The sequence below is a fragment of the Streptomyces lunaelactis genome (assembly GCF_003054555.1).
Taxonomy (GTDB): Bacteria; Actinomycetota; Actinomycetes; order Streptomycetales; family Streptomycetaceae; genus Streptomyces; species Streptomyces lunaelactis.
The window spans coordinates 2098599-2122874 of record NZ_CP026304.1 but is presented as its reverse complement, the minus strand read 5'-3'; the positions used below and the strand labels follow the sequence as shown (position 1 = coordinate 2122874).

Below are 24276 nucleotides of genomic sequence, written 5' to 3'. Positions count from 1 at the left end.
GTCCGCCTCCCCGCCCGGATTTCCGGACAGTCAGCTTCCGGGAAGAGGGCGGAGCGCCCTCCGGACCGTCAGGGCCGCCATCGGCAGCAGCAGACTCGCGCCGATCAGGTTCAGCCAGCCGTAGCTCGCCTGCGCGACGATCAGGCCGGCGGCCGCGCCGCCGAGGCCCGCCGCCGTGTTCATGGTCAGGTCCGACAGGCCCTGCACGGCCGCGCGGGCGGGCTGCGGCACGGAGTCGGTGAGCAGCGTCGAACCGGACACCAGGCCCGCCGACCAGCCGAGGCCGAGCACGAAGAGCCCCGCCGCGGTCTGCCCGTGGCTCGCCCCCGCCGTACCGGCGAGCAGCGCGGCCAGCGCCAGCAGCCCGGCCGCCAGCCCGATCACCGCGAGCCTGCCGATACGGTCCGCCAGCCACCCCATCAGCGGCGAGAACGCGTACATGCCCGCGATATGGCCACTGATCACCAGGCCGATCAGCTCGATGCTCGCGCCGTGGTGGCCGAGCGCGACCGGGGTCATCGACATGATCGACACCATCGCCGTGTGCGAGACGGCGACGGTGACCAGCGCGAGGCGGGCCATCGGAGACTCGCGTACGGCCCGCAGCCCCGCCCGCAGCGAGCGCCCTTCGGGCGAGCGGTCGGCCGGGGACAGCGCACGGGCGGTCAGCAGCGGGTCGGGGCGCAGCAGCACGAAGACCATGACGGCGGCCACGAGGAACACCCCGGCCGCCCAGACGAACGGGCCCGCGGCCGCCGGTATGCCGAGCCCGGAGACGCTGCGGCCCGAGGGCGCCGCGATATTGGGGCCCAGCACCGCGCCGATCGTGGTCGCCCAGACGACATTGGAGATGGCCCGGCCGCGCCGCTCGGGCTCGGCCAGATCGGCGGCCGCGAAGCGCGCCTGCAGATTCGCCGACGACCCCGCACCGAACGCGGCCATGCCCAGGAGCAGCAGCGGAAAGTTCCCGACGACCGCGCCGAGTACGACCACTCCCGCGCCCAACGCCCCGATCACATAGGCGAGTACGAGCCCGGGCCGCCGCCCGCGGGCCGTCATCAGCGCGGCCAGCGGCATGGAGAGCAGCGCGGTCCCGGCCACGGTGGCGGTCGGAGCAAGCCCCGCCAGCGCCTCGGTCCCGCTCACCTGCTGCGCCAGCACTGTGGCCAGCGCGATCCCGGTCGCGACACCGAGCCCGCCGAGGATCTGACTGGCGACGAGCACGGCGGTGATACGCCGCCGCAGCGCGGGCAGCGCCTCCGCCGACACGGGCGCGAGAGCCGCGGCCTTGTCGATCGACGTCATAGCGCGTACGCCGATCCACCCCAGCTGCACGGGGGTGCAGGGTTGTGCGGCACGTGGGCTATGTCAGGTGCGTCAGGGCTGATGGTCACTGGCGCAGTGTGCCAGCCCGTACGAGCGTACGAAAACGGGTTCCCCCGCCCTCGGCCGGCGACGGCCTCGACGCACACGCTCCTCCACGCCACCCGCTCAGAACAGCGGCTCGGGCAGCACCCCCTCAAGTGCCAGCAGCTTTCGCTTCGTCTCAAGACCGCCACCGAACCCGCCGAGCCCGCCGTTCGTCTCCACCACCCGGTGGCACGCCACCACCACCGGCAGCGGATTCGATCCCATCGCCGCGCCCACGGCCTGTGCCGCGCCCGGCTGACCCACGCGCGCCGCCAGATCGCCGTACCCTACGACCGTCCCGTACGGCACCCCGTCCGCGAGCTCCCGCAGCACCTGCCGGTTGAACCCGGAGGACAGCGTCCAGTCCAGCGGGAGGTCGAACTCCCGCAGCCCGCCCGCGAAATACGCCTCCAGCTGCCGTATCGGCTCGGCCAGCAGTCCCGTCGCGTCCTCGACCGGCTCGGCGCCGAGCCGGCCCGTCAGCCGGCCGAGCACCTTGTCCCGTACCGCCGCGTCGGCATGGAAAGCCACGCTCACCAGACCCTCGTCGGTCGCGGCGAGCAGCAGCGGGCCGATGTCCGTGCCCACGACGGTCCACTCGAAGCTCTTCATGCGAACCACCGTACGACCGGGCACTGACAATGCCGGTTCAGTCCAGCGCGTCCCGTACGACGTCCGGGTTGTTGGTGATGATGCCGTCCACCCCGAAGCCGGCCACCCGCACCGCGCCCGCCGCGTCGTTCACCGTCCAGGTGCTGACCTGCAGCGGCTTGCCGTGAGGGCCCTTCAGCCGGTGCACCGCGGCCACATAGGCGGCCGTGAGCGTGGTGTACGTCGGGTTGATCTGGTCGGTGAACGCCGCGTACGACGGCAGATCGGCGACGGCGGGCGTACCGAGGAATCCGGTGACGATGTCCGGCCGCTGCCGGTGCACGACCTTCACGGTCTCCGCCCCGAAGCTCTGGATGACCAGCTTGTGCCCGACGTGGCAGCGGTCGAGCCAGCCCTCCGCGCCCAGCACCCGCAGGGTGTCCTGTTCGATGCCCGGGTAGGACCGGGGGTTCTTGATCTCCAGCAGCAGTTTCTGGCCGTTGTCCTCGACCCGGTTCAGATACTGCTTCAGGGTCGGCACTCGCGCGCCCGCCCACTTCGGGCCGAACCAGCTGCCGGCGTCGAGCGTGGCGATCTCGGCGGCCGTGAAGTCCTTGATCTTCCACGGGGCGCGGCCGGGAAAGCGCTGCTCCACATCCGGGTCCGGGCCAGGGATTCGTCGTGGACGACGACCAGCTCGCCGTCCTTGGTGCGCTGGACGTCGTTCTCGACCCAGGAGAAGCCCATGTCGCCGGCGAGGTCGATCGCCGCGAGGGTGTTCTCCGGGGCGTAGGCGGAGGCTCCGCGGTGGGCGATCACGAGCGGTTCACCGTGCCGGACGGCGGCCGGCACGGCGGACCGGGAGGCCTCGGCGGCCCCGGCCGCGGCGCCCGGAACGAGCAGCGCGGTGACTCCCAGGACGGTGGCGGCCGTTGCTGCGGCGGGACGTGCGTACACCTGGACTCCTCACGTCTTCGGATCGCGGACGGGCCGAGGGTGGCAGCCGGCAGCCAACGAGGAACAGGCGAAGTATGGCCACAACGTGAACGGAACCGCCCAGATCGCATCACCTGCTGATTTCCGTGTCGATAAATCTCTGCTCCAATGTTTGCTTACTGTGGCGTCAGCCATACTCTCGGCCCGGACCAGACGTTCCGTCAGGGATCACGGGGATCGCAAGGAGCGAAGGGCATACGGGTATGCAGGGCACAGTGGACGGATTCAGCTACGGCCTCGTCACACCCGTGGCCGCGTACTTCATGGCGTGCCTCGGCGGCGCCCTCGGTCTGCGCTGCACCACCAGGTCTCTCCGCAACCGGCGTTCCTTCAAGTCCGGCTGGCTCGCACTCGGCGCGACCGCGATCGGTTCGGGCATCTGGACCATGCACTTCGTCGCGATGATGGGCTTCAGCGTCGCCGAGGCGCCGATCGGCTACGACCGGCCGACCACCTTCGCCAGCCTCGCCGTCGCGATCATCATGGTCGGCATCGGGATCTTCATCGTCGGCTACCGGGGCGCGACCCCGATGGCCCTGATCACCGGAGGCACGATCACCGGCCTGGGGATCGCCTCCATGCACTACCTCGGCATGGCCGGGATACGGCTGCAGGGGCGCCTCGAGTACGACACGGCGACCGTCGCCCTCTCCGTGGTGATCGCCGTCGTGGCCGCCACCGCGGCCCTCTGGGCGGCCGTGTCGGTCCACGGCTTCATGGCGAGCCTGGGCGCCAGCCTGGTGATGGGCGTCGCCGTGAGCGGTATGCACTACACGGGGATGGCGGCGGCCAGCGTCCATCTGCACGGAGCGGCGGCGGCTGCCGTCGGCGACGGCGATTCGCCCGCCTCGCTGCTGGCCCCCCTGCTGATCGGCCCGGCGGTGTTCCTGCTGCTCGCCGGAGTCGTGGTGATGTTCGACCCGCTGCTGGTGATGGGGGAGCCGGACTGGCGGGAGCCCGCGGCGGGCAGGCGCGCCCGCCCCGGCGTGCCCTCCCAGCGGCCGAAGCCGTCGTACGGAGCGTCCGCCTCCTGGGCGGCCGACCGGTCCCCCCGCCGCGAGGTCCCACCCCGGGAATCCCCGCGCTCCAGCGACTGGTGACCAGCTGATCCACCACCGATCACCCACCCGCTGTCAGTGCTGGGTCGTACGGTGGATCCATGCGGCCCGTTTCCAACATCGAACGTACGGTGGCGCCCTTCGAGGTCGTCAGTCCCTACCAGCCCAGCGGCGACCAGCCGACGGCCATCGCCGACCTGGAGCGGCGTGTCCGCGCAGGTGAGAAGGATGTCGTCCTGCTCGGTGCGACCGGTACCGGAAAGTCGGCGACGACCGCCTGGATGATCGAGAAGCTTCAGCGCCCCACCCTGGTGATGGCGCCGAACAAGACCCTGGCCGCCCAGCTGGCGAACGAGTTCCGCGAGCTCCTGCCGAACAACGCGGTGGAGTACTTCGTCTCGTACTACGACTACTACCAGCCCGAGGCGTACGTCCCGCAGTCGGACACCTACATCGAGAAGGACTCCTCGATCAACGAGGAGGTCGAGCGGCTGCGCCACTCCGCGACGAACTCCCTGCTCACCCGGCGCGATGTGATCGTGGTCGCCTCCGTCTCGTGCATCTACGGCCTCGGCACCCCGCAGGAGTACGTCGACCGGATGGTGCCGCTCAAGGTCGGCGAGGAGATCGACCGCGACCAGCTGCTGCGCCGCTTCGTCGACATCCAGTACACGCGCAACGACGTGGCGTTCGCGCGCGGCACCTTCCGGGTCCGCGGCGACACCATCGAGATCTTCCCGGTCTACGAGGAGCTCGCCGTCCGCATCGAGATGTTCGGCGACGAGATCGAGGCGCTCTCCACCCTCCACCCGCTCACCGGCGAGATCATCAGCGAGGACGAGTCGCTCTACGTCTTCCCGGCCAGCCACTATGTGGCGGGCCCGGAGCGTATGGAGAAGGCGATCAACGGCATCGAGAAGGAGCTCGAGGAGCGCCTGGCCGAGCTGGACAAACAGGGCAAGCTCCTGGAGTCCCAGCGGCTGCGCATGCGCACCACATATGACCTCGAGATGATGCGCCAGATCGGCTCCTGCTCCGGCATCGAGAACTACTCGATGCACTTCGACGACCGCTCGACCGGCACCGCCCCCAACACCCTCATCGACTACTTCCCCGAGGACTTCCTCCTCGTCATCGACGAGTCGCATGTCACGGTCCCGCAGATCGGCGCGATGTACGAGGGCGACGCCTCCCGCAAGCGGACCCTCGTCGACCACGGCTTCCGGCTGCCGTCCGCGCTCGACAACCGGCCGCTGAAGTGGGAGGAGTTCCAGCAGCGGATCGGCCAGACCGTCTATCTCTCCGCCACCCCCGGAAAGTACGAACTCTCCCGCGGCGACGGCTTCGTGGAGCAGATCATCCGTCCCACCGGCCTCGTCGACCCGGAGGTCGTGGTCAAGCCCACCGAGGGCCAGATCGACGACCTGGTGCACGAGATCCGGCAGCGCACCGAGAAGGACGAGCGGGTCCTGGTCACCACGCTCACCAAGAAGATGTCCGAGGACCTCACCGACTACTTCCTCGAACTGGGCATCCAGGTCCGGTACTTGCACAGCGACGTCGACACCCTGCGCCGTATCGAGCTGCTGCGCGAACTGCGCGCCGGTGAGTACGACGTCCTGGTCGGCATCAACCTGCTGCGTGAGGGCCTCGACCTCCCCGAGGTGTCACTGGTGGCCATCCTCGACGCCGACAAGCAGGGCTTCCTGCGCTCCGGCACCTCGCTGATCCAGACCATCGGCCGCGCGGCGCGCAATGTCTCCGGCCAGGTCCATATGTACGCGGACTCCATCACCCCGGCGATGGCACAGGCCATCGACGAGACCAACCGCCGCCGGGAGAAGCAGGTCGCGTACAACACCGAGCGCGGCCTCGACCCGCAGCCGCTCCGTAAGAAGATCAACGACATCGTCGCGACCATCGCGCGCGAAGAGGTCGACACCGAGGAGCTGCTCGGCACCGGCTACCGCCAGGCGGCGGCGGACAAGTCCGGCAAGGGCGCCAAGGCGCCGGTCCCGGTGCTCGGCGGCCGGGGCGGCAAGAAGGGCGAGGTGCTCACCGACCGTCCCGCGGCCGAACTGGCGGGGATCATCGAGGAGATGACCGACCGGATGCGGGCGGCGGCCGCCGACCTGCAGTTCGAGGTGGCCGCCCGGCTGCGTGACGAGGTGAGCGAGTTGAAGAAGGAACTGCGGCAGATGAAGGAGGCGGGCCTCGCCTGAGCACCGCGCACCTGGTGTGTTTCAAGACCGACACAAAAATGAGCCAATTGTGCTGCCTCGTCGACGCCACTGCGTAGGGTGCAGGGCAACCGCACACACGAGCGGCCGCATATCGGGAGAAGGGGACAGCGCGTGACGGTCAACATGACCAAGGGTCAGGCCATCAACCTGCAGAAGAGCGACGGGGGCACTCTCACCGCGGTGAGGATGGGGCTCGGCTGGCAGGCGGCGCCGCGCCGCGGTCTGTTCGGCTCGCGCACCCGTGAAGTCGACCTGGACGCCTCGGCGGTGCTGTTCGCCGACAAGCAGCCGGTCGACGTGGTCTTTTTCCGCCACCTCGTCAGCGACGACGGCTCGGTCAAGCACACCGGCGACAACCTGGTCGGCGGCGCCGGCTCGGGCGGCGACGACGAGGCGATCCTGGTCGACCTGCAGCGTGTGCCGGTCCACATCGACCAGATCGTCTTCACGGTGAACTCCTTCACCGGCCAGACCTTCCAAGAAGTGCAGAACGCCTTCTGCCGCATCGTCGACGAGACCAACGGCCAGGAGCTCGCCCGCTACACGCTCGACGGCGGCGGCCAGTACACCGCGCAGATCATGGCGAAGGTGCACCGCGCGGGCGCCGGCTGGCAGATGACCGCCCTGGGCAACCCCGCCAACGGCCGTACCTTCCAGGACCTGATGCCGTCGATCCTGCCGCACCTGTAGGCACGGCTCGTACGGAAGACGACGCAGCTCCCGGAGGCACCTGGCCGCCGGGAGCTGTACCAATTGCCACCACGCGCACCAATACCACCAGCCGCAGCGATTACCACCACCGAGCACCGCACAGCACTGAGGGGACAGAGGCGATGACGGCCGAGCTGGTCCGGGGACAGAACCACCCCTTGCCCCACACCCGCCTGGAGATAAGGGTGTCCGCAGGCCATCCGGTCATGGCCTGCGCCACCTGCTCCGACGAGCGGGGGTCGGTGCGGGAGCAGTGGCTCGCGCATCCCGGCGCCCCCGCACTGCCCGGAGTCGAGGTGTCCCCGCGCGCCACCGAAGCGCCCCGGTTCACCGTCGACCTGGAGGCCGTGCCCGAAGCGGTGCATCAGGTCAACGTGCTGCTCGCGCTCCCCGAAGGCACCGGCGGCCCGGCCCAGTTCGGAGCAACCGCGGCGCCTTTCGTGGCGGTCGCCTGCCAGGACGGCACCGAGCTGGCCAGCTTCACCATCACCGGCCTCGAGGCCGAGACCGCGCTCGTCGCGCTCGAGCTGTACCGCCGCCAGGGCGCCTGGAAGGTCCGCGCCGTCGGCCAGGGGTACGCGGGCGGACTCGCGGAACTGCTGGGCGACCAGGGGCTGCAGACGGCCCGCGAGACGGCCGCGGACATTCAGCAGGCGGTGGCTCCGCGCGCCCCCCGGGCCGAACCGGCGCGGCTGCGCACGCGCGGCGCCGACGGCGCTTTCACCCCGCAGGCCGCGCCGCGGCCGAACCAGACCCCCGCACCCGGACCGGACACGACGGTGCCCGACGGCCTGTCCACCTCGGGTCAGGCCGGCGCACCGGGCGGCCACGCGGGTTCCCAGCAGACTCCCGTGCCCGACGCCGCGCCAGGGCCCGACGGGCCCGTCAACTACGCGCATCCGCGCCGTCAGTCCGCCGCGCCCCCGCCGCCCCGGCCGCACAGCCCGCCCAGCCCGGTCAGCCGGCTCCGCCCGTCGCGGGCGATGCCACCGGCTGGTCCATGGACGAGCGGCTCTACAACCAGATCTGGGGCATGTTCGAAGACCTGGCCCGCAGTGTCGCCGCGTACCGCAGCGCCATCGACTTCGCCGAGAACCGGATGGACCAGGAGCTCGACAAGGTCCTGTCCGACCCGCGCAGCCGTATCGGCGGCCAGGGGGACGCCGCCCGCGATGCGGCCCGCGTCAAGTACGAGCAGCTGGCCGACCAGGCACGCCAGGTCCTCGACCGCGATCTGGCCCAGCTCGCCGCCGAGTCCGAAGTCGTCGAGCCCGCCCTGCCGCCCGCCTTCGCCCGCTGGGACAACCCCGCCTGGCACGCGTACCGCGTCCCCATGGAGATCCCGATGGCGCTGCGCCTCGGCGATCTCCATCTGCCCGAGAGCCCGGAGCTGCGCATCCCCTTCCTGGTGCGGCTGCCGCTGGAGCGCGGGCTGTGGGTGGACAGTGGACGGTCCGGCTCCGAGGCCGCGTTGGTGCTCGACGAGGGGCAGTTGCGCAAGCTCGCGCTGGACTGCGCGGTCGCGCACGCGGCCCGGCTGCTCGCCGTCTACCCGCCGGGCGAGTTCACGGTCCATGTCATCGACCCGGCGGGCACAGCGGCCCCTTCGCTCACCCCGCTGGTCGACTCCGGGGCGCTCGACGGACCGCCCGCGGCCGGCGCCCAGGGCGTCAGTGCCGTCCTCGCCAAGCTCACCCAGCGCGTGGACCTGGTGACGATGGCGGTGCGCGGCGGCGCCGCCGACTCGCTCCCGCCCGATCTGGACACCGCGGAACAGCTGCTGATCGTCAACGACTTCCCGCACGGCTTCGACGACCGCGCGGTCACCCAGCTGCGGTACCTCGCCGACGAGGGCCCGGCGGTCGGCGTCCATCTGCTGATGGTCGCGGACCGCGAGGACGCGAGCGCGTACGGCCCGGTGCTCGACCCGCTCTGGCGCTCCCTGCTGCGGATCACCCCGGTCCCCGACGACCACCTGGCCGACCCGTGGGTCGGCCATGCCTGGACGTACGAGCCGCTGACGGTGCCCGCGGGCAGTGGAGTGCTGCGGCAGGTACTGGATCAGGTCACCGCCGCCCGTCGCTCCTGGCGCCGCTGACCTGCACACTTGGGGCCTGCTTTACCAACGCCTTTACCTCCCTTTGGTCTTTCCTGTACTCTTCTTTGCGCGGAGGGGAGTACTCCCGACTCGCGGCGTTCCCGTCAATACGGACCGGCATCGGTCCCGGGGCGTCGGCCCGTGGTGCGGCGGAGGCCGCTCGGGTGGAGGAGACCTCCGGCAGCGACGACGCTGATCAGTAGCCGTACGACGCCGGAGGCGCAGTGGACGTTTCATGGACCCTTTGGGCGCTCACCATTCTTGGTCTGAGTGCCCTGATCGCAGTCGACTTCTTCATCGGGCGGAAGCCCCATGACGTGTCGATCAAGGAAGCCGGAATCTGGACCGTCGTCTGGATCGTCCTGGCCGCGCTCTTCGGCCTCGGCCTCCTGGTATTCGGCAACACCCAGGCGTCGGGCGAGTTCTTCGCGGGCTTCATCACCGAGAAGTCCCTCAGCGTCGACAATCTCTTCGTCTTCGTCCTGATCATGGCGAAGTTCTCGGTGCCGTCCCACCTCCAGCAGCGGGTGCTGCTGTTCGGTGTGCTGATCGCCCTCGTTCTGCGCGCGATATTCATCGCCGCCGGCGCCGCGGTCATCGCCAACTTCTCGTGGATCTTCTACATCTTCGGTGCGTTCCTGATCTACACCGCCTGGAAGCTCATCCAGGAGGCGCGCTCCGACGACGAGGAAGAGGAGTTCGAGGAGAACCGACTCCTCAAGTCCATCGAGAACCGCTTCGGCGTCGCCGACAAGTACCACGGCACCAAGCTCTTCATCCAGAGCAACGGCAAGCGCGTGCTGACCCCGTTGATGGTGGTCATGCTCGCCATCGGCACCACCGATGTGCTCTTCGCGCTGGACTCCATCCCGGCGATCTTCGGCCTGACCCAGGACCCGTACATCGTCTTCACGGCCAACGCCTTTGCCCTGATGGGTCTGCGCCAGCTGTACTTCCTCATCGGCGGGCTGCTCAGGAAGCTGGTCCACCTCAGCTACGGCCTGTCGGTCATCCTCGGCTTCATCGGCGTCAAGCTGGTGCTGCACGCCCTGCACGAGGGCGGGGTGCACGTGCCCGAGATCTCCATTCCGTTCTCGCTGGCGGTCATCTGCGGCGTACTGATCATCACCACGATCACCAGCCTGATCGCCTCCAAGAAGCAGGCCGAGCGGGAGGCGGCCGAGGCGGCCGAGAAGGAGAGCGTCGAGGCCTGACGGTCGTACGGCGCAGGGATGACCAGCACCGGCCGGAGCGAGTGACGCACTGCCGCCCGATCCGGCCGGTGTTCGGCTCTACGGCGCTCAGTACGTCACGGTGATCCGGCGGCCAGGACCGTCGACGCGGACCGAACCGCCGTAGGGGATCACCAGCTGAGGGTCGGTGTGCCCGAGGTCGACGTCGAAGACCGCCATGGTGTCCGGGGCGTACTCGGCCAGCGCGCGCTGCACCGCCTCGCGCTGCTCACTGGCGTAACGCTCCGCGGAGGCCCGGTCGTTGGGCTGCTCGAAGGACCAGGTCTTGGGGCGGCCCATCAGCAGCGCGGGGAAGCGCCGCAGCAGCCCGCGCTCGCCCATGTTCCGCAGTATCCGGAACACCTCGGTGGCACGCGGCAGTTCCTCTGAGGTCTCCAGGAACAGCACACAGCCGTCGTACGCGGAGAGGCCGGCCTGGATCTCTCGGTCCGACATCAGCAGCCAGGAGAGCACCTCCAGATTGCCGCCCCAACTCCTCCCGTCCACCACGTGCTGCGGCCCGTACCAACTCCAGCCGCCACCCGGCCGGGTCTTCGGCTCCGCCGTGAAAGTCGCCGGGTCGGCCCAGTCGCGGTCGGCATCACGGAACCGTTCGGCGGGCCGCAGCTCATAGGTCCCGGAGGAGAACAGCGCGGCCCGCACGGACTCCGCCGTATGCGGATCCATCGCCCCGGGCCGCCCGAGCTCCGTCATCACGCTCGCGCCGTGATAGCCGACGACCCCGGTGTTCCACAGCCAGGCCAGCAGATTGGTGTTGTCGCTGTAGCCGAAGAAGGGCTTGGGGTTGTCGCGGATCAACTCCCGGTCCAGCAGCGGCAGCACGGTGATCTGATCGTCTCCGCCGATGGACGCCATCACCGCCCGGACGGAGGGGTCCTGGAAGGCTGCGTGTATGTCGTCGGCCCGTTCCCGCGGCGTGGCCCCCATCTTCCGGCTCGCCGGATACTCCACCGGTACCAGCCCGAAGTCCTTCTCCAGCCGCAGAAGCCCGAGTTCGTACGGCATCGGCAGCAACCCCGGCAGCCCGCTGGATGGCGAGATCACACCGATCCGGTCACCGGGACGGGGCTTGGGCGGATACGTGGGATTCGGCATCCGGTGATCGTAGCGAGGGCACCGTGCGCGGCCGAGGTCTTTTTCGGCAGGGAGCCCAGTGGTTGAATCGGGAGATGGACATGAGCAAGAAGCCGCTGGGCGAGGTCAGTCTGTCCAAGGGCGGTCAGGCCCGGATTTCCCTGGACAAGGGGGATCACGACGTCACGGTGACGGCGTCGCTCCAGTGGGACGGCGGCAGCGACCAGCGCCGGCAGCGCGGCGCCGACCTCGATCTCTACGCGCTGTACGTCCCGGCCGAGGACGCCGTGCGCAGCGCCGACCATGCACCCGGGTATGTCTTTCCCCAGCTGAAGCGGGGATTCTTGGGGCCGAAGAACAAGGACGAGGCCAAGGCCCTGAAGGCGCAACTGGCGGACCGTACGGACGCCGGTCAGGTCGTCTACTACAAGCGGCTCGGCTCGCTGAAGACGGCGCCGTACATGAAGCTGAGCGGCGATGCGAAGATCCCGGGCGAAGAGACGATCACCATCGTCCGCCCGGATCTCCAGGGCTATGCCCTGATCTGCGCGTACAGCGCGGTCGAGAATGGCAGGGGCAGCTTCCGCAGTTTCGGCGCGCGTGCTGTCGTCTCCGACGGACGCGGTTCGGAGGTGACCGTGCCGCTCTACGAAGAGGCAAACACCTCGTACTGGGTCGCCATCGCCTTCATCGACTTCACCGATCCGCAGGGCGTGGAGATCAGCCACGTCGAGCGGTACGCCAGGCGGGCCACGGAGAAGCGGCCGGTGCTGCACACCGATGGGACCGTGCTGATGGACGCGGGGCCGGTGGAGTTCAAGCGGACCTAATCACCAGCCGCGCTCGCGCCACTCCGCCAGATGCGGTCGCTCGTCGCCCATGTCGGGCGCCGGCTCCCGCGCGGCCGCCCTCGCGATGGTCTTCAGCTCGTCGAGTCCGCCCAAGCCCGCTGGCGGGCCGTGAACGCACCTCCCCTCGTCGCCCTCGTCCGGGCCGGAGCCCGCTTCGAGCGCGGCCACCTCGTCGAACGCTCCGAGGCTCACGCGGCCTGAACCACCTCAACTGACGCAGAGGTATTGACAATTACTCAACCGAACCGGCCTGCATGTAGGGCCGGATGGCCACCGTGACATCCATGTCGAAGGCGTTCGCCCCCGCCGCGGACGGCAGGCCCAGGGCCCGGTCGAGCGCGCGGCTCAGGGGGCCGCAGCCACTAGTGCCCGGGGCGGCGAACTCCGCGTCCTGGGCACCGAAGGCGACGACCAGGGGGTCCTCGGATATCACCCGGGTGGGATCGGTGTCCTTGAGCACTAGGTGGACCGCGTCCTCATCGCTGCCCACCGAGCAGCCCGACGACGGCAGGGCCAGCAGCCCGTGCGCCGAGCCTATGGCGAACTTGATGTCGAACTCGCCGCGCCGGGTGTCGTCGGACAGGAAGTCCGAGTAGCCGCCGTACTGCGGAGTCAGGGTCAACGGGGTGCCTCCCACCCGGATTGGCGCAGCGGTCATCTCCCCGAAAACCTGGCGGAATTCACCGTCCACACGGCCTTCCGCAAAGGTGATCTTCATAGGTTCGGTGAGCGGCTCGTCGACGGCGCCCATGCGCAGATACCCCGTGGCGTGCATGACCTCGCAGCGCCAGGTCCCGGGGTCCGCACCCGCAGGCAGCTCATCGACGGTCGGGCAGGCGGAGAAGTCGAACTCGGGTCGATCCGCGGCCCGTTCAGCTCCATGCGCGGGTGCGGCGCCCAGGGCGAGTCCGGCAAGTAGTGCCCCCGCAGCACCACTTGTGAAGCGGCGGACTGTGCGATTCAAGGTCACTCGGTTCGGCGTCATACGCCACAGCATTGCAGAGGTTTCTCTGCAGAGTAAGATCTGCAGAGAAATCGCTGTGATCTGGATAGACTGCCGCCATGACGAAAGAGCGGAGAGCGGAAGCCGCAGTGCGGCGCACGGTCGACAGCCCCGAGGTGCTCAAGGCCCTCTCACACCCCCTGCGCCTGCGCATCCTGCGCCACCTCGGCGCGGCGGGCCCGGCCACCTCAACCACACTGGCCGCCGCCCTCGGCGAAAACACCGGGACGCTCAGCTACCACCTGCGCATGCTGGAGCGCAGTGGCCTCGTCGAGGACATCCCCGAGCGCTCGACCGGGCGTGAGCGCTGGTGGCGCGGGGTGCGCGGCCTCGACATCCGCAGACCGCCGCAGGGTGAGCTGACGGAGGCCGAGCGTGCCATGTCGGCCGAGCTGGACCGGATGAGGATGGAGGAGGACGTCGAGCTAGCCCGGCAGTTCACCGCCGGACAGGCGGAGTCCGAAGGCTGGATGCGGGGTTCACGCGGCCTCATCCACCTCACGAAGGGTGAGCTGGACGCGTTCCATGACGACTATCTGGCCCTGCTCGCGCGCTATGCCCGCGGCCCCGAGGACGCCCCCGACGACGCACGACCCATACTCCTCCGCTGGTTCGGCCTGCCCGCTGACTGACCGGCAGCCGGCCGACGAACTGTATGATCGACCGACTGACGTGCGAGTGAGTTGAGGGAACGGACCAGGTCGGGCCGACTTCTTCACTCGGGGCCGACCGGTGTGCAGTCGGCGGGTTCGGGCCCTTGCCCGTACTGCCGTTGCCTGTGGTCGTCACACATTCAAGATGGCGCGGCCACGGAGAGTTGCGCGGCGTCAGTGCGGGCGTCAAAGCGGCGACATACGGGGCGTCATATCGGTGTCATTCAAGGCGGGTTGGAGCTACCGTTCTCCCATGGCCACACCGAACAGCGCACTGCGAGCAGTCCGCATGGGCCTGCTCATGTCCCAAGACGACTTCGCCCGCGCCGTGCGAGATGCCGGAACCCGCGCGGGCCAGCCCAACGACGCCAACAAGCGGCTCGTGCAGCGCTGGGAGTCCGGCACGACGACCGCGCCCCGCCCCGTGTATGCCCGCGCCCTGGAGTACGTCACCGGTCTGCCCATCGAGTCCCTCGGCTTCAGCGGCGTCGTGCCCATGGCGCGCGTTGCCGAGGACGGGCAGGGCGGGCACGACGTCGAAGCGTCCGTGAACGGCATCGCCCCCGCGCATGCCGCGCCGCAGCCCGAACCCCATGGCAGCCACCGCAACTACTCGGGCGTATGGCTGTCCCGCTACGAGTACTTCTCCAGCGGCCGCGACTCGTCCTACACCGGGCAGCACTACGTGGTGCTGCTCCAGCACGGCAACCGGCTGTCCGCGCGGAGCCTGCCCGGCTCCAGTGACTCGCCGCTGACGATGGATCTGGAGATAGACGGCCACGTCGCCACGGGCACCTGGACCGAGCAGACGGAGACTGAGGGCTACTACCGGGGCGCCCGCTATCACGGGGCGATTCAGCTGCTCGTCGAACCGACCGGTCGGCGCATGACGGGCAAGTGGGTGGGGTTCGGTAAGGAGTTCGATGTGAACACCGGGCCGTGGGAGCTGGTCTTTCAGGACGGCTCGACGAACAAGGCGACTCTCGCGGCGTACAACAAGCGGCCCGACGCCTGACCCTGGACGCACGGATGCGCCCCTCCCACCCGAAGGTGAGAGGGGCGCAGTGCGTTACGGGTACTGCCCTGTCGGCTGGCCTCAGCGGGGCAGGGGGCATCGTCCGCTGGTCGTCAGGTTCGGGCATCCGGGGGTCGGTCAGACCTGCATGGCCTTGCGAGGCATGGTCACCTCACCGCATGCGTGAGCACGCCCGCGAGGGTGTGTCGGCCACGGGCGCTCACCTCCCTCCTATGCCTTGGGGATGGCCCACTCGGTGGGCTCGGACTCCTCAGGCTCGTACACTAGGTTCTGAGGACGCTTGTCGCTGGGCACTGGGAAGGCGATCAGGCCGCGCGCGCATCGCCCTGGCTTGAGGGTCTTGTCCATCGGGAACTCGGGCTTCGGCATGTCGCCGCCCGAGGAACCGGTGACGTCGATGCTGGTGCCATCGCTGTAGGTCAGTGACCAGGGGAACTGGCTGACGCTGATGTCGGCGCCCTTGACGTTGCAGACCTTGACGTCTGCCGTTGACCAGGTGTCGCCGCCCTGGAAGTCCTGTGGGGGCTGGGGCTGGGGCTGGGGCTGGGGGCCCTTGTAGGGCTGTTGGTAAGCGAGCGCCTGAACGGTGATGTGGATGTTGTTCTCGGGGTCGACAGCGTCCTTCTTGGACCCCATCTTGAGGACGCTGTCGGTTTGGGCGGCGGCGGCTTCCTTGCCGGGCGTGGCCGTGACAGTCTGCGTGACGGTGATGGTGATCTTCTCTGGTTCGCCGCTGCTGCTGCAGGCGGTGGCAGTAGCTGCGACAAGCACGGCTGCGCAGGCGGCTCTATGGGTGCGCACTGTCCCCCCAAGGACTGTTGCGTGATGAGGGGACATCGTGGCGTGAGTCAGGAGATGGCGGTGCCAACGTGGCCATTCCGTAGTGCGGCCGTTCGGCTGCTGCCAGACTCTCGCCATGGATCAGGGGGACGCGGCTGTCTGGGCCGCAGGCATTGGGGTGGTGGTGGGCGCCCTGGCTGGGGCCCTCGGCGGCTTCTTCGCTGGGCGGGCTCAGGCCAAGGCCACTGTTGACGGAGTGAAGCTTTCCGTTTCTGGTGAGCGGACCAACGCGCTCTGGGAGGGGCGCAAGAGCGCCTACGCGTCCTTCTTGGCTGGGATCGAAGAGGTGCGGATGAAGCTAGTGCACCTTGCCCAGATCGGACCTACTACTTCGAGGGGATCAGCGGGAACGGAGCGGCAGTTGGGCGGGCGGTAGACGAAGCGGCTGAGCACTACAAGGATCTCCTGCTGCGGCAGTCCACGCTCAGGCTCTCGGTGGACAGTCCCGAGGTCGTTCAGGCGGAAGACCTGATGAAGCTGGCGTGGCAGGTCATCCAAGCCTTTAACGAATACGCGCAGTTGGCCGACAGTCATGCTGACTCCGAGGGCTCCTGGGGGAGTTCAGTGATGGGCTACTGCGCCTGCGGTCCGGAGTCGAAGGCTGGGCGGTGAACGCGCGCAAGCGACTGACAGATGCCGAGCAGTGGCACGGCGAAGGACCCGACCTTAGGGGCGATCGGCGCGGATGCAGATGAATGACCTGCCGCTGGTATCCATGGCGGTCGTCGTCGAGGGCGGGCGTGTCCTGCTGATCCGGCGCAGCGTGCGTGAAGGTGACCTGTCCTGGGCGTTCCCTGGGGGAGTCGTCGAGGCCGGAGAGTCCGCAGCGGAAGCGGCAGTTCGGGAGACGCTCGAGGAGACCGGGCTCACGGTCCGCGCCGTCCGGGCGCTTGGTGAGCGCCTCCATCCCGACACGGGCCGGCTGATGGCGTACACGGCGTGCCATGTAATGGGGGGTGCCGCGCGCGCAGCCTCTCCCCGGGAAGTCTCCGCGGTCTCCTGGGTGGGGCACGGCGAGCTTGCCCGCTACGTGCCGCGCGGACTGTACCCGCCCGTTCAGGCGTACCTCGACGACGTTCTGCTGCCGCACTAACTCCCCGCCGCCGTCCGGACCTAGGAGCGCGAGAAGCCCGCCGTGAGGCGGGCTTCAGCTGTATGCGGCGGTCTTGGCTAGGTCACCAGCCCCTGGCGCGCCACTCATCAATGTGAGGCCGCTCATCCCCGAGCGTCGTGTCATTCCCGTGCCCGGGGTACACCCACGTCTCATCAGGCAGCACCTTGAACAGCTTCTCCCCGAGGCCGTCCATGAGGCTGTTGAAGTCCTCTGGGTTTGTTGTCCTCCCAGGACCGCCGGGGAACAGGCAGTCGCCGGTGAAGACGTGCGGGGGCCCCTGCGGGTCGTCGTAGATGAGGGCGATGGAGCCCGGGGTGTGGCCCACGAGCCGGCGGGCGGTCAGTTCGACGCGGCCGACCCGGATCGTGTCGCCGTCCTCCACCAGTACGTCGGTCGGGACGGGGATGCCCTCGGCGTCGTACCGGCCCGCGTAGGTGCGGGCGCCGGTCGCGCGGACGATCTCGGCGAGTGCCTGCCAGTGGTCGCCGTGGCGATGGGTGGTGACCACGGACTCGATGGAGTCGTCGCCGATCAGATGCAGGAGGGTCTCGGGCTCGTTGGCCGCGTCGATCAGCAGCTGCGCGCCGGTGTTCCGGCACCGCAGTAGATAGGAGTTGTTGTCCATCGGGCCGACCGCGACCTTGGAGATCATCAGCTCCGTCAGTTCGTGGACAGCGGCACGGCCGCCGACCTTCACCACACCGCTGTACGTCATGGAGTCAGCCTATAGCGGGGGCAGCGCGGGCAGCGGGGCTCCCGCGGTGTTCAGGGCCGCTCCGTCGCGGCGGCCCGCGAGCCAGCCGAGCAGCGCGGGGGCGGTGCCGGAGACCGTGACCGGGTCGCCGTCCCCGCCGCCGGTTCCCCACTCGCCGGTGTCCGCGACGATCCGGGTCGGCGGGACGTCCGGGCGCCCGGAGAAGCGCTGTGCGAGGAAGGCGATCTCCCGCTCGGCGAATTCCTTCGGCAGGTCCTCCAGGTCGTAGCCGATGCCCAGGTCGACGTGGTGCAGTTCGACCTCGATGAGGCGGCGGAAGGGGATGCGGGCCGCGGCGTCGGTGATGCCGTTGCGCAGCTCGACCGTGCGGCTCCAGTCGGCGGGGACGGCGCCCGCGGCCTGGAAGCGGGCGGCGGTCGCGCGCACATCGGCGAGCTGGTCGGTGAGGGGGCGGGGCGCGTCCCGCTCGATGTCGGCTTCGCGTGCCTCGCCGCTCGTATACATCGGGCGGCCCTCGAGAACATTCACGAGCGCTTCGGCGTTACGGGAGATGTGGGCCAGGACATGGCCGCGGCTCCAGCCGGGCAGTCGCGACGGCTCGGCGGTGGCGGCCTCGTCCAGTCCGGCGGCTGCGGCGAGGAGCCGTTCGGTGGCTTCACGTACAGAGTCCAGGTCGCGCAAGGGATCGATCATGGCGCCGACGATAGCCGCGCCACACGATCGGGTGAAGGTGGCAGAGCAGCGCCGTAATTCGAATGCACGTGCTATAGGCTCAGTGGAGGAATCCGGCATCCTTGGTTGGCAGCAGCCAATTCAGAGCTTGGATCCAAACGATCCGGCGGCCCCCATAGTCTGGGACGGGGGCTGTGCCCCCCGCTTCTCTCAAGAAAGGTGCGGACCGGCGTGGCCGACCGTCTCATCGTTCGTGGCGCTCGCGAGCACAATCTCAAGAACGTCTCGCTCGACCTCCCGCGTGACTCCCTCATCGTCTTCACCGGGCTCTCCGGGTCGGGCAAGTCGTCCCTCGCGTTCGACACGATCTTCGCCGAGGGGCAGCGCCGGTACGTCGAATCGCTCTCCTCGTACGCCCGGCAGTTCCTCGGACAGATGGACAAGCCGGACGTCGACTTCATCGAGGGCCTCTCACCGGCCGTTTCGATCGACCAGAAGTCGACCTCGCGCAACCCGCGCTCCACGGTCGGCACCATCACCGAGGTCTACGACTACCTCCGGCTGCTCTTCGCCCGCATCGGCAAGCCGCACTGCCCCGAGTGCGGCCGGCCCATCTCGCGCCAGTCGCCGCAGGCCATCGTCGACAGGGTGCTCGAGCTGCCCGAGGGCAGCCGCTTCCAGGTGCTGTCGCCCCTCGTGCGCGAGCGCAAGGGCGAGTTCGTCGACCTCTTCGCCGATCTCCAGACCAAGGGATACAGCCGGGCCCGTGTCGACGGGCAGACGATCCAGCTCGCCGAGCCGCCCACCCTGAAGAAGCAGGAGAAGCACACCATCGAGGTGGTCGTCGACCGCCTCACTGTCAAGGACAGCGCCAAGCGCCGGCTGACCGACTCGGTCGAGACCGCGCTCGGCCTCTCCGGCGGCATGATCGTGCTCGACTTCGTCGACCTCCCCGAGGACGACCCCGAGCGTGAGCGGATGTACTCCGAGCACCTCTACTGCACGTACGACGACCTCTCCTTCGAGGAGCTCGAGCCCCGCTCGTTCTCCTTCAACTCGCCCTTCGGCGCCTGCCCCGACTGCACCGGCATCGGCACGCGCATGGAGGTCGACCCCGAGCTGATCGTCCCGGACGAGGAGAAGTCCCTCGACGAGGGCGCGATCCACCCCTGGTCGCACGGCCACACCAAGGAGTACTTCGGGCGGCTCATCGGCGGGCTCGCCCAGGCGCTCGGCTTCTCCACCGACATGCCCTGGGCCGGGCTGCCGCAGCGCGCCAAGAAGGCCCTGCTGTACGGGCACAAGACCAAGCTCGAGGTCCGCTACCGCAACCGTTACGGACGGGAGCGGGCGTGGACCACGCCCGCTTTCGAAGGGGCCGTGCAGTTCGTCAAGCGGCGGCACACCGAGGCCGAGAGCGACTCCAGCAGGGAGCGCTTCGAGGGCTATATGCGCGAGGTGCCCTGCCCGACGTGCGAGGGCACCCGGCTGAAGCCGATCGTCCTCGCGGTCACGGTGATGGAGAAGTCCATCGCCGACATCGCCGCGATGTCGATCAGCGAGTGCGCGGACTTCCTCGGCCTGCTGCGGCTCAACGCCCGCGACAAGAAGATCGCCGAGCGGGTGCTCAAGGAGGTCAACGAACGGCTGAGGTTCCTGGTCGACGTCGGCCTCGACTACCTCTCGCTGAACCGCGCGGCCGGCACACTCTCCGGCGGCGAGGCCCAGCGCATCCGGCTCGCCACCCAGATCGGCTCCGGCCTGGTCGGCGTGCTGTACGTACTGGACGAGCCGTCCATCGGCCTGCACCAGCGCGACAACCACCGGCTCATCGAGACCCTCGTCCGGCTGCGCGACATGGGCAACACGCTCATCGTCGTCGAGCACGACGAGGACACCATCAAGGTCGCCGACTGGGTCGTCGACATCGGCCCCGGCGCCGGCGAGCACGGCGGCAAGGTCGTGCACTCCGGCTCGCTGAAGGACCTGCTGGCCAACAAGGACTCGATCACCGGTCAGTACCTCGCAGGGAAGAGGTCCATCCCGACCCCGGACATCCGCAGGCCCATGGACCCGAGCCGGCAGCTCACCGTCCACGGCGCCCGGGAGAACAACCTGCAGGACATCGACGTCTCGTTCCCGCTCGGCGTACTGACGGCGGTCACCGGTGTCTCGGGATCCGGCAAGTCGACGCTGGTCAACGACATCCTCTACACCCACCTGGCGCGCGAGCTGAACGGCGCCAAGTCGGTGCCGGGCCGCCACACCCGAGTCGACGGCGACGACCTCGTCGACAAGGTGGTGCACGTCGACCAGTCGCCCATCGGCCGTACGCCCCGGTCCAACCCGGCGACGTACACCGGCGTCTTCGACCATGTCCGCCGTCTCTTCGCGGAGACGATGGAGGCGAAGGTCCGGGGCTACCTCCCCGGCCGGTTCTCCTTCAACGTCAAGGGCGGCCGCTGCGAGAACTGCTCCGGTGACGGCACCATCAAGATCGAGATGAACTTCCTGCCGGATGTGTACGTCCCGTGCGAGGTCTGCCACGGAGCGCGCTACAACCGGGAGACCCTGGAGGTCCACTACAAGGGCAAGTCCATCGCCGAGGTGCTGGACATGCCGATCGAGGAGGGCCTGGAGTTCTTCGAGGCCGTCCCGACGATCTCCCGCCACCTCCGCACGCTCAACGAGGTGGGCCTGGGATACGTCAGGCTCGGGCAGTCCGCGCCGACGCTGTCCGGCGGTGAGGCACAGCGCGTGAAGCTGGCGAGCGAGCTTCAGAAGCGTTCCACCGGCCGTACGGTCTATGTCCTGGACGAGCCGACGACCGGTCTGCACTTCGAGGACATCAGCAAGCTGATCAAGGTGCTGTCCAACCTGGTCGACAAGGGCAACACGGTCATCGTCATCGAGCACAACCTGGATGTCATCAAGACGGCCGACTGGGTCGTCGACATGGGTCCAGAGGGCGGCAACGGCGGCGGACTGGTCATCGCCGAAGGCAGCCCGGAACAGGTCGCGGGGGTGTCGACCAGCCACACCGGCAAGTTCCTGCGGGACATCCTGGACGCCGAGAGGATCAGCGACGCGGTGGTGCCGGCGGCGCGCAGGGCGCCGAAGAAGGCGACGGCCAAGAAGACCGCCGCGGCGAAGAACGCGGTGGCCGCGAAGGCGAGCCCGGCCAGGAAGACGGCGACGGCGCGGACCAGCCGGGCCCGTAAGGCCTGACCGGGATGCCGTTCTGCCCTCGATCGCCGGACGGGCTTGATTCAAGCCCGTCCGGCGTCGAGGACGAACCGGCTGCCGGACGGCCCCGACTTCTCCCGTCAGCCGTCAGCCGTTCAGCTCCGACGCGTACGGCGGCTCCGCGCCCGTGCGGGAGCAGGTGACGGCCGCCGCTCGGGCGGCGAAGCCCAGCACCTCACTCCAGCCGTCCGCGTCCAGACCGGGCAGCGCGTCCGCCGACAGGGCGTTCCGGGCCGCGAGGCTGTGCAGCAGCGCCGCGTTCACCGTGTCGCCCGCGCCGATCGTGTCCGCGACGGTCACCGGTGCGGCCGGGACCGAGAGCTCGAGCCCGGCCCGCGTCCGTAGCGTCAGACCGTCCCCGCCCCGTGTCAGCACCACGGCCGCAGGGCCCACCGGCACCCCGCCGAGCCACTCCGCGTCGTCCTCGGAGAGCTTCAGCAGCGACACATACGGCAGCCAGCCGGCGAACCGCGCGCGGTAGGCGTCCGGATCCGGGATCAGGCCGGCCCTGATGTTCGGGTCGAGCAGGGTGAAGACCCCACGCCCGGCCTCCCGCCGCAGCAGTGCCTCGTACGCCGTCGCGCCCGGCTCCAGCACCAGCGAACAGGTGCCGAACGCCAGCGCCCGTACTGAATCCGGCAGTGGCGGCGGCAGCTCGAAGAGGCGGTCCGCGCTGCCCTGCACGTAGAAGCCGTACCCGGCGGAGCCGTCCGCTTCGATCGCCGCGACCGCGAGCGTCGTCGGCTCCGGGCCGCGCTGTACCAGGGAGGTCCCGACCCCCGCCGTGCGCAGCCCGGCCAGCAGCGCCTCGCCGAATCCGTCCGTCGAGACGCGGGAGCAGAAGGTGACCGGCGCGCCCAGCCGCCCCAGGGCGACAGCGGTGTTGTACGGTCCGCCGCCGAGCCGCGGCAGGAGCATCGGCAACGGCTCGCCGCCCCGCTGCGGGACCAGGTCGATCAAGGACTCTCCGGCGACGACGATCACGGGCCAGAAGGTAACCCATCGCCTCAGGGCGTAACAGGCGGCCCGCACGGAGGGCCGCCGATCTCCGCCGGTATCGTCGGGTCTGTCACCGACGCCCTGCCGGACGGGCGGCGCCTCCGTCCGATGACCCACCCGATGCCCCGTCCGACGCCCTGAACTGTGGAGAATCCATGCCCGGCCAGCCCGCCGCCCGCCGCACCGTGCTGAAAGGCGCCGCCCTCGCCGGCGCCGCCGGGCTGGGGGTCGCCGCCTGCTCCACCGAGTCGAAGCTCGGTCACGCCGAGAACCCGACGCCGACCGCGCCCGTCGACCTCGGTGCGGCGGACGCCGTCCCGGTCGGTGGCGCCAAGCTCTACCGCGAGCAGCGGCTCGTCGTGAGCTGCCCGGCCAAGGGCCAGTACAAGGCATTCAGCGCGCAGTGCACACACGCCGGCTGTGTCCTCGACAAGGTCGAGGGCACCGAAGGCAACTGCCCCTGCCACGGCAGCCGCTTCGACGTCACGACGGGCAAGGCGCTCCAGGGTCCGGCGACCGAGCCGCTTCCCGAGGTCCCGGTCAAGGAGGCGGGCGGCAAGCTGGTCGCGGGACCCGACGCGTAGCGAGCCGGGAGGTCCGGCCGCCGTCAGGCATCAGTCCCAGTCCCAGTCGATCCCGAGGATCCCCGGCCGTACCCCCTGCTCCACCATGTGGACCGTACGGTGCCGCCCGCTGAGCGTCAGATTCGTACGGGCCCCCCGTGACGCCCCCGTCGTCGCCTGCGCGAACCGACGGCACCGCACCGGCAGCGCGCCCTCGTCGAAGCGCACCTGCAGTACGTACTGCCCGCCCGCGAAGCTGAAGCCGCGCACATACTCACCGCTCGGCCCGCCGGTCCCGTCCTCGAAGCCGTAGCCGAAGAGGTACGTCTCACCCGCGCGCAGCCGGGCGTCGAACAGCAGCTCCGCGACGAGCACCCCCGTCTCCCGGTGCCACCGCACCCGCCCCGTGCGGCAGTTCTCCAGCGCGCTCACCTCCACCCGCGCCGGGTCGCAGCCCGGATCGCCGTGGTGGATGGCCAGATAGCGGTCGATGCCGTCCCGGTGGGCGCGTACGACGTGCTGCGAGTCGCGCCCCACCAGCTCGCGCCCCGCCCCGATCCGTACGCGCTCGTGGTGCCCCACCGTGTGCAGCCCGCCGTCCGTCGGTGACTCGAGGTCGGCGAGCAGCTGCTCCACCGCCCCCGAAGCCTCCACAAGTGAGCGGTACGAGCGCGAGGCCGGGCGCTCGACATCACGCTGTGCGCTCCCCTCGCCGACATCGAGCAGCCGGATCAGCGAGTTCCCGGGCAGTTCGAGCACGTCCTCCAGTGCGCGCACGGCGCGCAGCGACTCGGGGCGCTGCGGGCGGCGCGCACCCTGCTGCCAGTAACTGAGGCTGGTCACCCCGACCGTGATGCCGCGGTGGGCGAGATGGTGCTGGACCCGCTGGAGCGGCAGCCCGCGCACGGCGAGGGCGGCGCGCAGAGCCAGATGGAAGGGGCCGGTGTGCAGCACCTGTGCCAGATCGGCCTCGGTGTGCCCCATGGTTCCTCCAGCGCTTACAGGGAATGAGTGAACGTTCACGAAGTGTGCGAGCCGCTGCGGGTGGGCGGCGACGGGCGTCCAGGTGGAGCGGGACGGAGGTGTTCACATCCCGGCCGCAGCATTCACAGCGCCGTGTCACCCCGCATTGAAGCGTGTTGGCCTGCCC

Annotated in this window: 19 protein-coding genes and 3 pseudogenes; 12 read left to right on the top strand and 10 right to left on the bottom strand. The window is 69.6% G+C overall.

The window, feature by feature from the left end; genetic code table 11:
- Window positions 1-30: 30 nt before the first annotated feature.
- The 3 genes and pseudogenes from SLUN_RS09505 to SLUN_RS09495 form a co-directional block, all read right to left on the bottom strand.
- Window positions 31-1305 carry an MFS transporter gene (locus tag SLUN_RS09505; protein ID WP_108148076.1) on the bottom strand — a complete coding sequence of 425 codons (1275 nt, stop codon included), beginning with the start codon at window positions 1303-1305 and terminating at the stop codon, window positions 31-33.
- A 186-nt stretch (window positions 1306-1491) separates the two neighbouring features.
- A complete protein-coding gene (locus SLUN_RS09500; protein ID WP_108148075.1) occupies window positions 1492-2022 on the bottom strand; it encodes a methylated-DNA--[protein]-cysteine S-methyltransferase in 531 nt (176 codons plus the stop codon).
- 37 nt (window positions 2023-2059) lie between these two features.
- Window positions 2060-2958, bottom strand: a pseudogene (locus SLUN_RS09495) (glycerophosphodiester phosphodiesterase).
- A 242-nt stretch (window positions 2959-3200) separates the two neighbouring features.
- On the opposite strand from SLUN_RS09495, the gene SLUN_RS09490 reads away from it, so the two are divergent.
- The 5 genes and pseudogenes from SLUN_RS09490 to SLUN_RS09470 all read left to right on the top strand — a co-directional run bounded on the left by SLUN_RS09490 (window position 3201) and on the right by SLUN_RS09470 (window position 10321).
- Complete coding sequence (locus SLUN_RS09490) at window positions 3201-4097, top strand: MHYT domain-containing protein (RefSeq protein ID WP_108148074.1); 897 nt, start codon at window positions 3201-3203, stop codon at window positions 4095-4097.
- 59 nt (window positions 4098-4156) lie between these two features.
- Entirely contained in the window at window positions 4157-6277 is a 2121-nt protein-coding gene (uvrB, locus tag SLUN_RS09485) for an excinuclease ABC subunit UvrB (RefSeq protein ID WP_108148073.1), read from the top strand.
- Between the two features lie 132 nt (window positions 6278-6409).
- Window positions 6410-6988 carry a TerD family protein gene (locus SLUN_RS09480; protein ID WP_108148072.1) on the top strand — a complete coding sequence of 193 codons (579 nt, stop codon included), beginning with the start codon at window positions 6410-6412 and terminating at the stop codon, window positions 6986-6988.
- Between the two features lie 143 nt (window positions 6989-7131).
- Window positions 7132-9107 (top strand): annotated as a pseudogene (locus SLUN_RS09475) (TerD family protein).
- 224 nt (window positions 9108-9331) lie between these two features.
- Complete coding sequence (locus tag SLUN_RS09470) at window positions 9332-10321, top strand: TerC family protein (RefSeq protein WP_108148071.1); 990 nt, start codon at window positions 9332-9334, stop codon at window positions 10319-10321.
- 87 nt (window positions 10322-10408) lie between these two features.
- Here SLUN_RS09470 and SLUN_RS09465 read toward each other — a convergent pair whose 3' ends face one another.
- Window positions 10409-11455: a S66 family peptidase gene (locus SLUN_RS09465; RefSeq protein WP_108148070.1), complete on the bottom strand. Its 1047-nt coding sequence runs from the start codon at window positions 11453-11455 to the stop codon at window positions 10409-10411.
- A gap of 80 nt (window positions 11456-11535) precedes the next feature.
- Here SLUN_RS09465 and SLUN_RS09460 point away from each other — a divergent pair, with 80 nt between their 5' ends.
- Window positions 11536-12264, top strand: a complete 729-nt coding sequence (locus tag SLUN_RS09460) for a TerD family protein (protein ID WP_159100217.1) — start codon at window positions 11536-11538, stop codon at window positions 12262-12264.
- A 52-nt stretch (window positions 12265-12316) separates the two neighbouring features.
- Window positions 12317-12486 (top strand): annotated as a pseudogene (locus SLUN_RS41050) (IS256 family transposase); the annotation flags it as partial.
- A gap of 31 nt (window positions 12487-12517) precedes the next feature.
- Here the strand turns inward: SLUN_RS41050 and SLUN_RS09450 are convergent.
- Window positions 12518-13255: a hypothetical protein gene (locus SLUN_RS09450; protein ID WP_257153908.1), complete on the bottom strand. Its 738-nt coding sequence runs from the start codon at window positions 13253-13255 to the stop codon at window positions 12518-12520.
- A gap of 92 nt (window positions 13256-13347) precedes the next feature.
- Between SLUN_RS09450 and SLUN_RS09445 the strand changes: the two genes are divergently transcribed.
- Both SLUN_RS09445 and SLUN_RS09440 read left to right on the top strand, forming a co-directional pair.
- Window positions 13348-13920 carry an ArsR/SmtB family transcription factor gene (locus tag SLUN_RS09445; RefSeq protein WP_108148067.1) on the top strand — a complete coding sequence of 191 codons (573 nt, stop codon included), beginning with the start codon at window positions 13348-13350 and terminating at the stop codon, window positions 13918-13920.
- A gap of 274 nt (window positions 13921-14194) precedes the next feature.
- Entirely contained in the window at window positions 14195-14956 is a 762-nt protein-coding gene (locus SLUN_RS09440; protein ID WP_108148066.1) for a helix-turn-helix domain-containing protein, read from the top strand.
- A 231-nt stretch (window positions 14957-15187) separates the two neighbouring features.
- On the opposite strand, the gene SLUN_RS09435 is transcribed toward SLUN_RS09440, so the two are convergent.
- Entirely contained in the window at window positions 15188-15748 is a 561-nt protein-coding gene (locus SLUN_RS09435) for a DUF4352 domain-containing protein (protein WP_257153695.1), read from the bottom strand.
- A 754-nt stretch (window positions 15749-16502) separates the two neighbouring features.
- On the opposite strand from SLUN_RS09435, the gene SLUN_RS09425 reads away from it, so the two are divergent.
- Window positions 16503-16910 (top strand): NUDIX hydrolase, encoded by a 408-nt coding sequence (locus SLUN_RS09425; protein ID WP_108148064.1) that lies wholly within the window; start codon window positions 16503-16505, stop codon window positions 16908-16910.
- A gap of 82 nt (window positions 16911-16992) precedes the next feature.
- On the opposite strand, the gene SLUN_RS09420 is transcribed toward SLUN_RS09425, so the two are convergent.
- Both SLUN_RS09420 and SLUN_RS09415 read right to left on the bottom strand, forming a co-directional pair.
- Window positions 16993-17646 carry an MBL fold metallo-hydrolase gene (locus SLUN_RS09420; RefSeq protein WP_108148063.1) on the bottom strand — a complete coding sequence of 218 codons (654 nt, stop codon included), beginning with the start codon at window positions 17644-17646 and terminating at the stop codon, window positions 16993-16995.
- Window positions 17647-17655: 9 nt separating this feature from the next.
- A complete protein-coding gene (locus SLUN_RS09415; protein ID WP_108148062.1) occupies window positions 17656-18339 on the bottom strand; it encodes a maleylpyruvate isomerase family mycothiol-dependent enzyme in 684 nt (227 codons plus the stop codon).
- Window positions 18340-18549: 210 nt separating this feature from the next.
- On the opposite strand from SLUN_RS09415, the gene uvrA reads away from it, so the two are divergent.
- Window positions 18550-21546 (top strand): excinuclease ABC subunit UvrA, encoded by a 2997-nt coding sequence (gene uvrA / locus SLUN_RS09410; protein WP_108148061.1) that lies wholly within the window; start codon window positions 18550-18552, stop codon window positions 21544-21546.
- Window positions 21547-21651: 105 nt separating this feature from the next.
- Here the strand turns inward: uvrA and SLUN_RS09405 are convergent, their stop codons facing one another.
- A complete protein-coding gene (locus SLUN_RS09405) occupies window positions 21652-22548 on the bottom strand; it encodes a carbohydrate kinase family protein (RefSeq protein ID WP_108148060.1) in 897 nt (298 codons plus the stop codon).
- Between the two features lie 170 nt (window positions 22549-22718).
- Between SLUN_RS09405 and SLUN_RS09400 the strand changes: the two genes are divergently transcribed.
- On the top strand, window positions 22719-23147 hold the full coding sequence (locus SLUN_RS09400) for a Rieske (2Fe-2S) protein (protein ID WP_108148059.1): 429 nt from the start codon (window positions 22719-22721) through the stop codon (window positions 23145-23147).
- 30 nt (window positions 23148-23177) lie between these two features.
- Here the strand turns inward: SLUN_RS09400 and SLUN_RS09395 are convergent, their stop codons facing one another.
- Window positions 23178-24110 carry a hypothetical protein gene (locus SLUN_RS09395; protein WP_108148058.1) on the bottom strand — a complete coding sequence of 311 codons (933 nt, stop codon included), beginning with the start codon at window positions 24108-24110 and terminating at the stop codon, window positions 23178-23180.
- Window positions 24111-24276: the final 166 nt, after the last annotated feature.

Bases quoted from the DNA above. Each gene is read 5' to 3' on its own strand.
- SLUN_RS09505 (WP_108148076.1), bottom strand. From the start codon at position 1,305: ATGACGTCGATCGACAAGGCCGCGGCTCTCGCGCCCGTGTCGGCGGAG.
- SLUN_RS09500 (WP_108148075.1), bottom strand. From the start codon at position 2,022: ATGAAGAGCTTCGAGTGGACCGTCGTGGGCACGGACATCGGCCCGCTG.
- SLUN_RS09490 (WP_108148074.1), top strand. From the start codon at position 3,201: ATGCAGGGCACAGTGGACGGATTCAGCTACGGCCTCGTCACACCCGTG.
- uvrB (WP_108148073.1), top strand. From the start codon at position 4,157: ATGCGGCCCGTTTCCAACATCGAACGTACGGTGGCGCCCTTCGAGGTC.
- SLUN_RS09465 (WP_108148070.1), bottom strand. From the start codon at position 11,455: ATGCCGAATCCCACGTATCCGCCCAAGCCCCGTCCCGGTGACCGGATC.
- SLUN_RS09460 (WP_159100217.1), top strand. From the start codon at position 11,536: ATGAGCAAGAAGCCGCTGGGCGAGGTCAGTCTGTCCAAGGGCGGTCAG.
- SLUN_RS09445 (WP_108148067.1), top strand. From the start codon at position 13,348: ATGACGAAAGAGCGGAGAGCGGAAGCCGCAGTGCGGCGCACGGTCGAC.
- SLUN_RS09440 (WP_108148066.1), top strand. From the start codon at position 14,195: ATGGCCACACCGAACAGCGCACTGCGAGCAGTCCGCATGGGCCTGCTC.
- SLUN_RS09425 (WP_108148064.1), top strand. From the start codon at position 16,503: ATGCAGATGAATGACCTGCCGCTGGTATCCATGGCGGTCGTCGTCGAG.
- SLUN_RS09420 (WP_108148063.1), bottom strand. From the start codon at position 17,646: ATGACGTACAGCGGTGTGGTGAAGGTCGGCGGCCGTGCCGCTGTCCAC.
- SLUN_RS09415 (WP_108148062.1), bottom strand. From the start codon at position 18,339: ATGATCGATCCCTTGCGCGACCTGGACTCTGTACGTGAAGCCACCGAA.
- SLUN_RS09400 (WP_108148059.1), top strand. From the start codon at position 22,719: ATGCCCGGCCAGCCCGCCGCCCGCCGCACCGTGCTGAAAGGCGCCGCC.
- SLUN_RS09395 (WP_108148058.1), bottom strand. From the start codon at position 24,110: ATGGGGCACACCGAGGCCGATCTGGCACAGGTGCTGCACACCGGCCCC.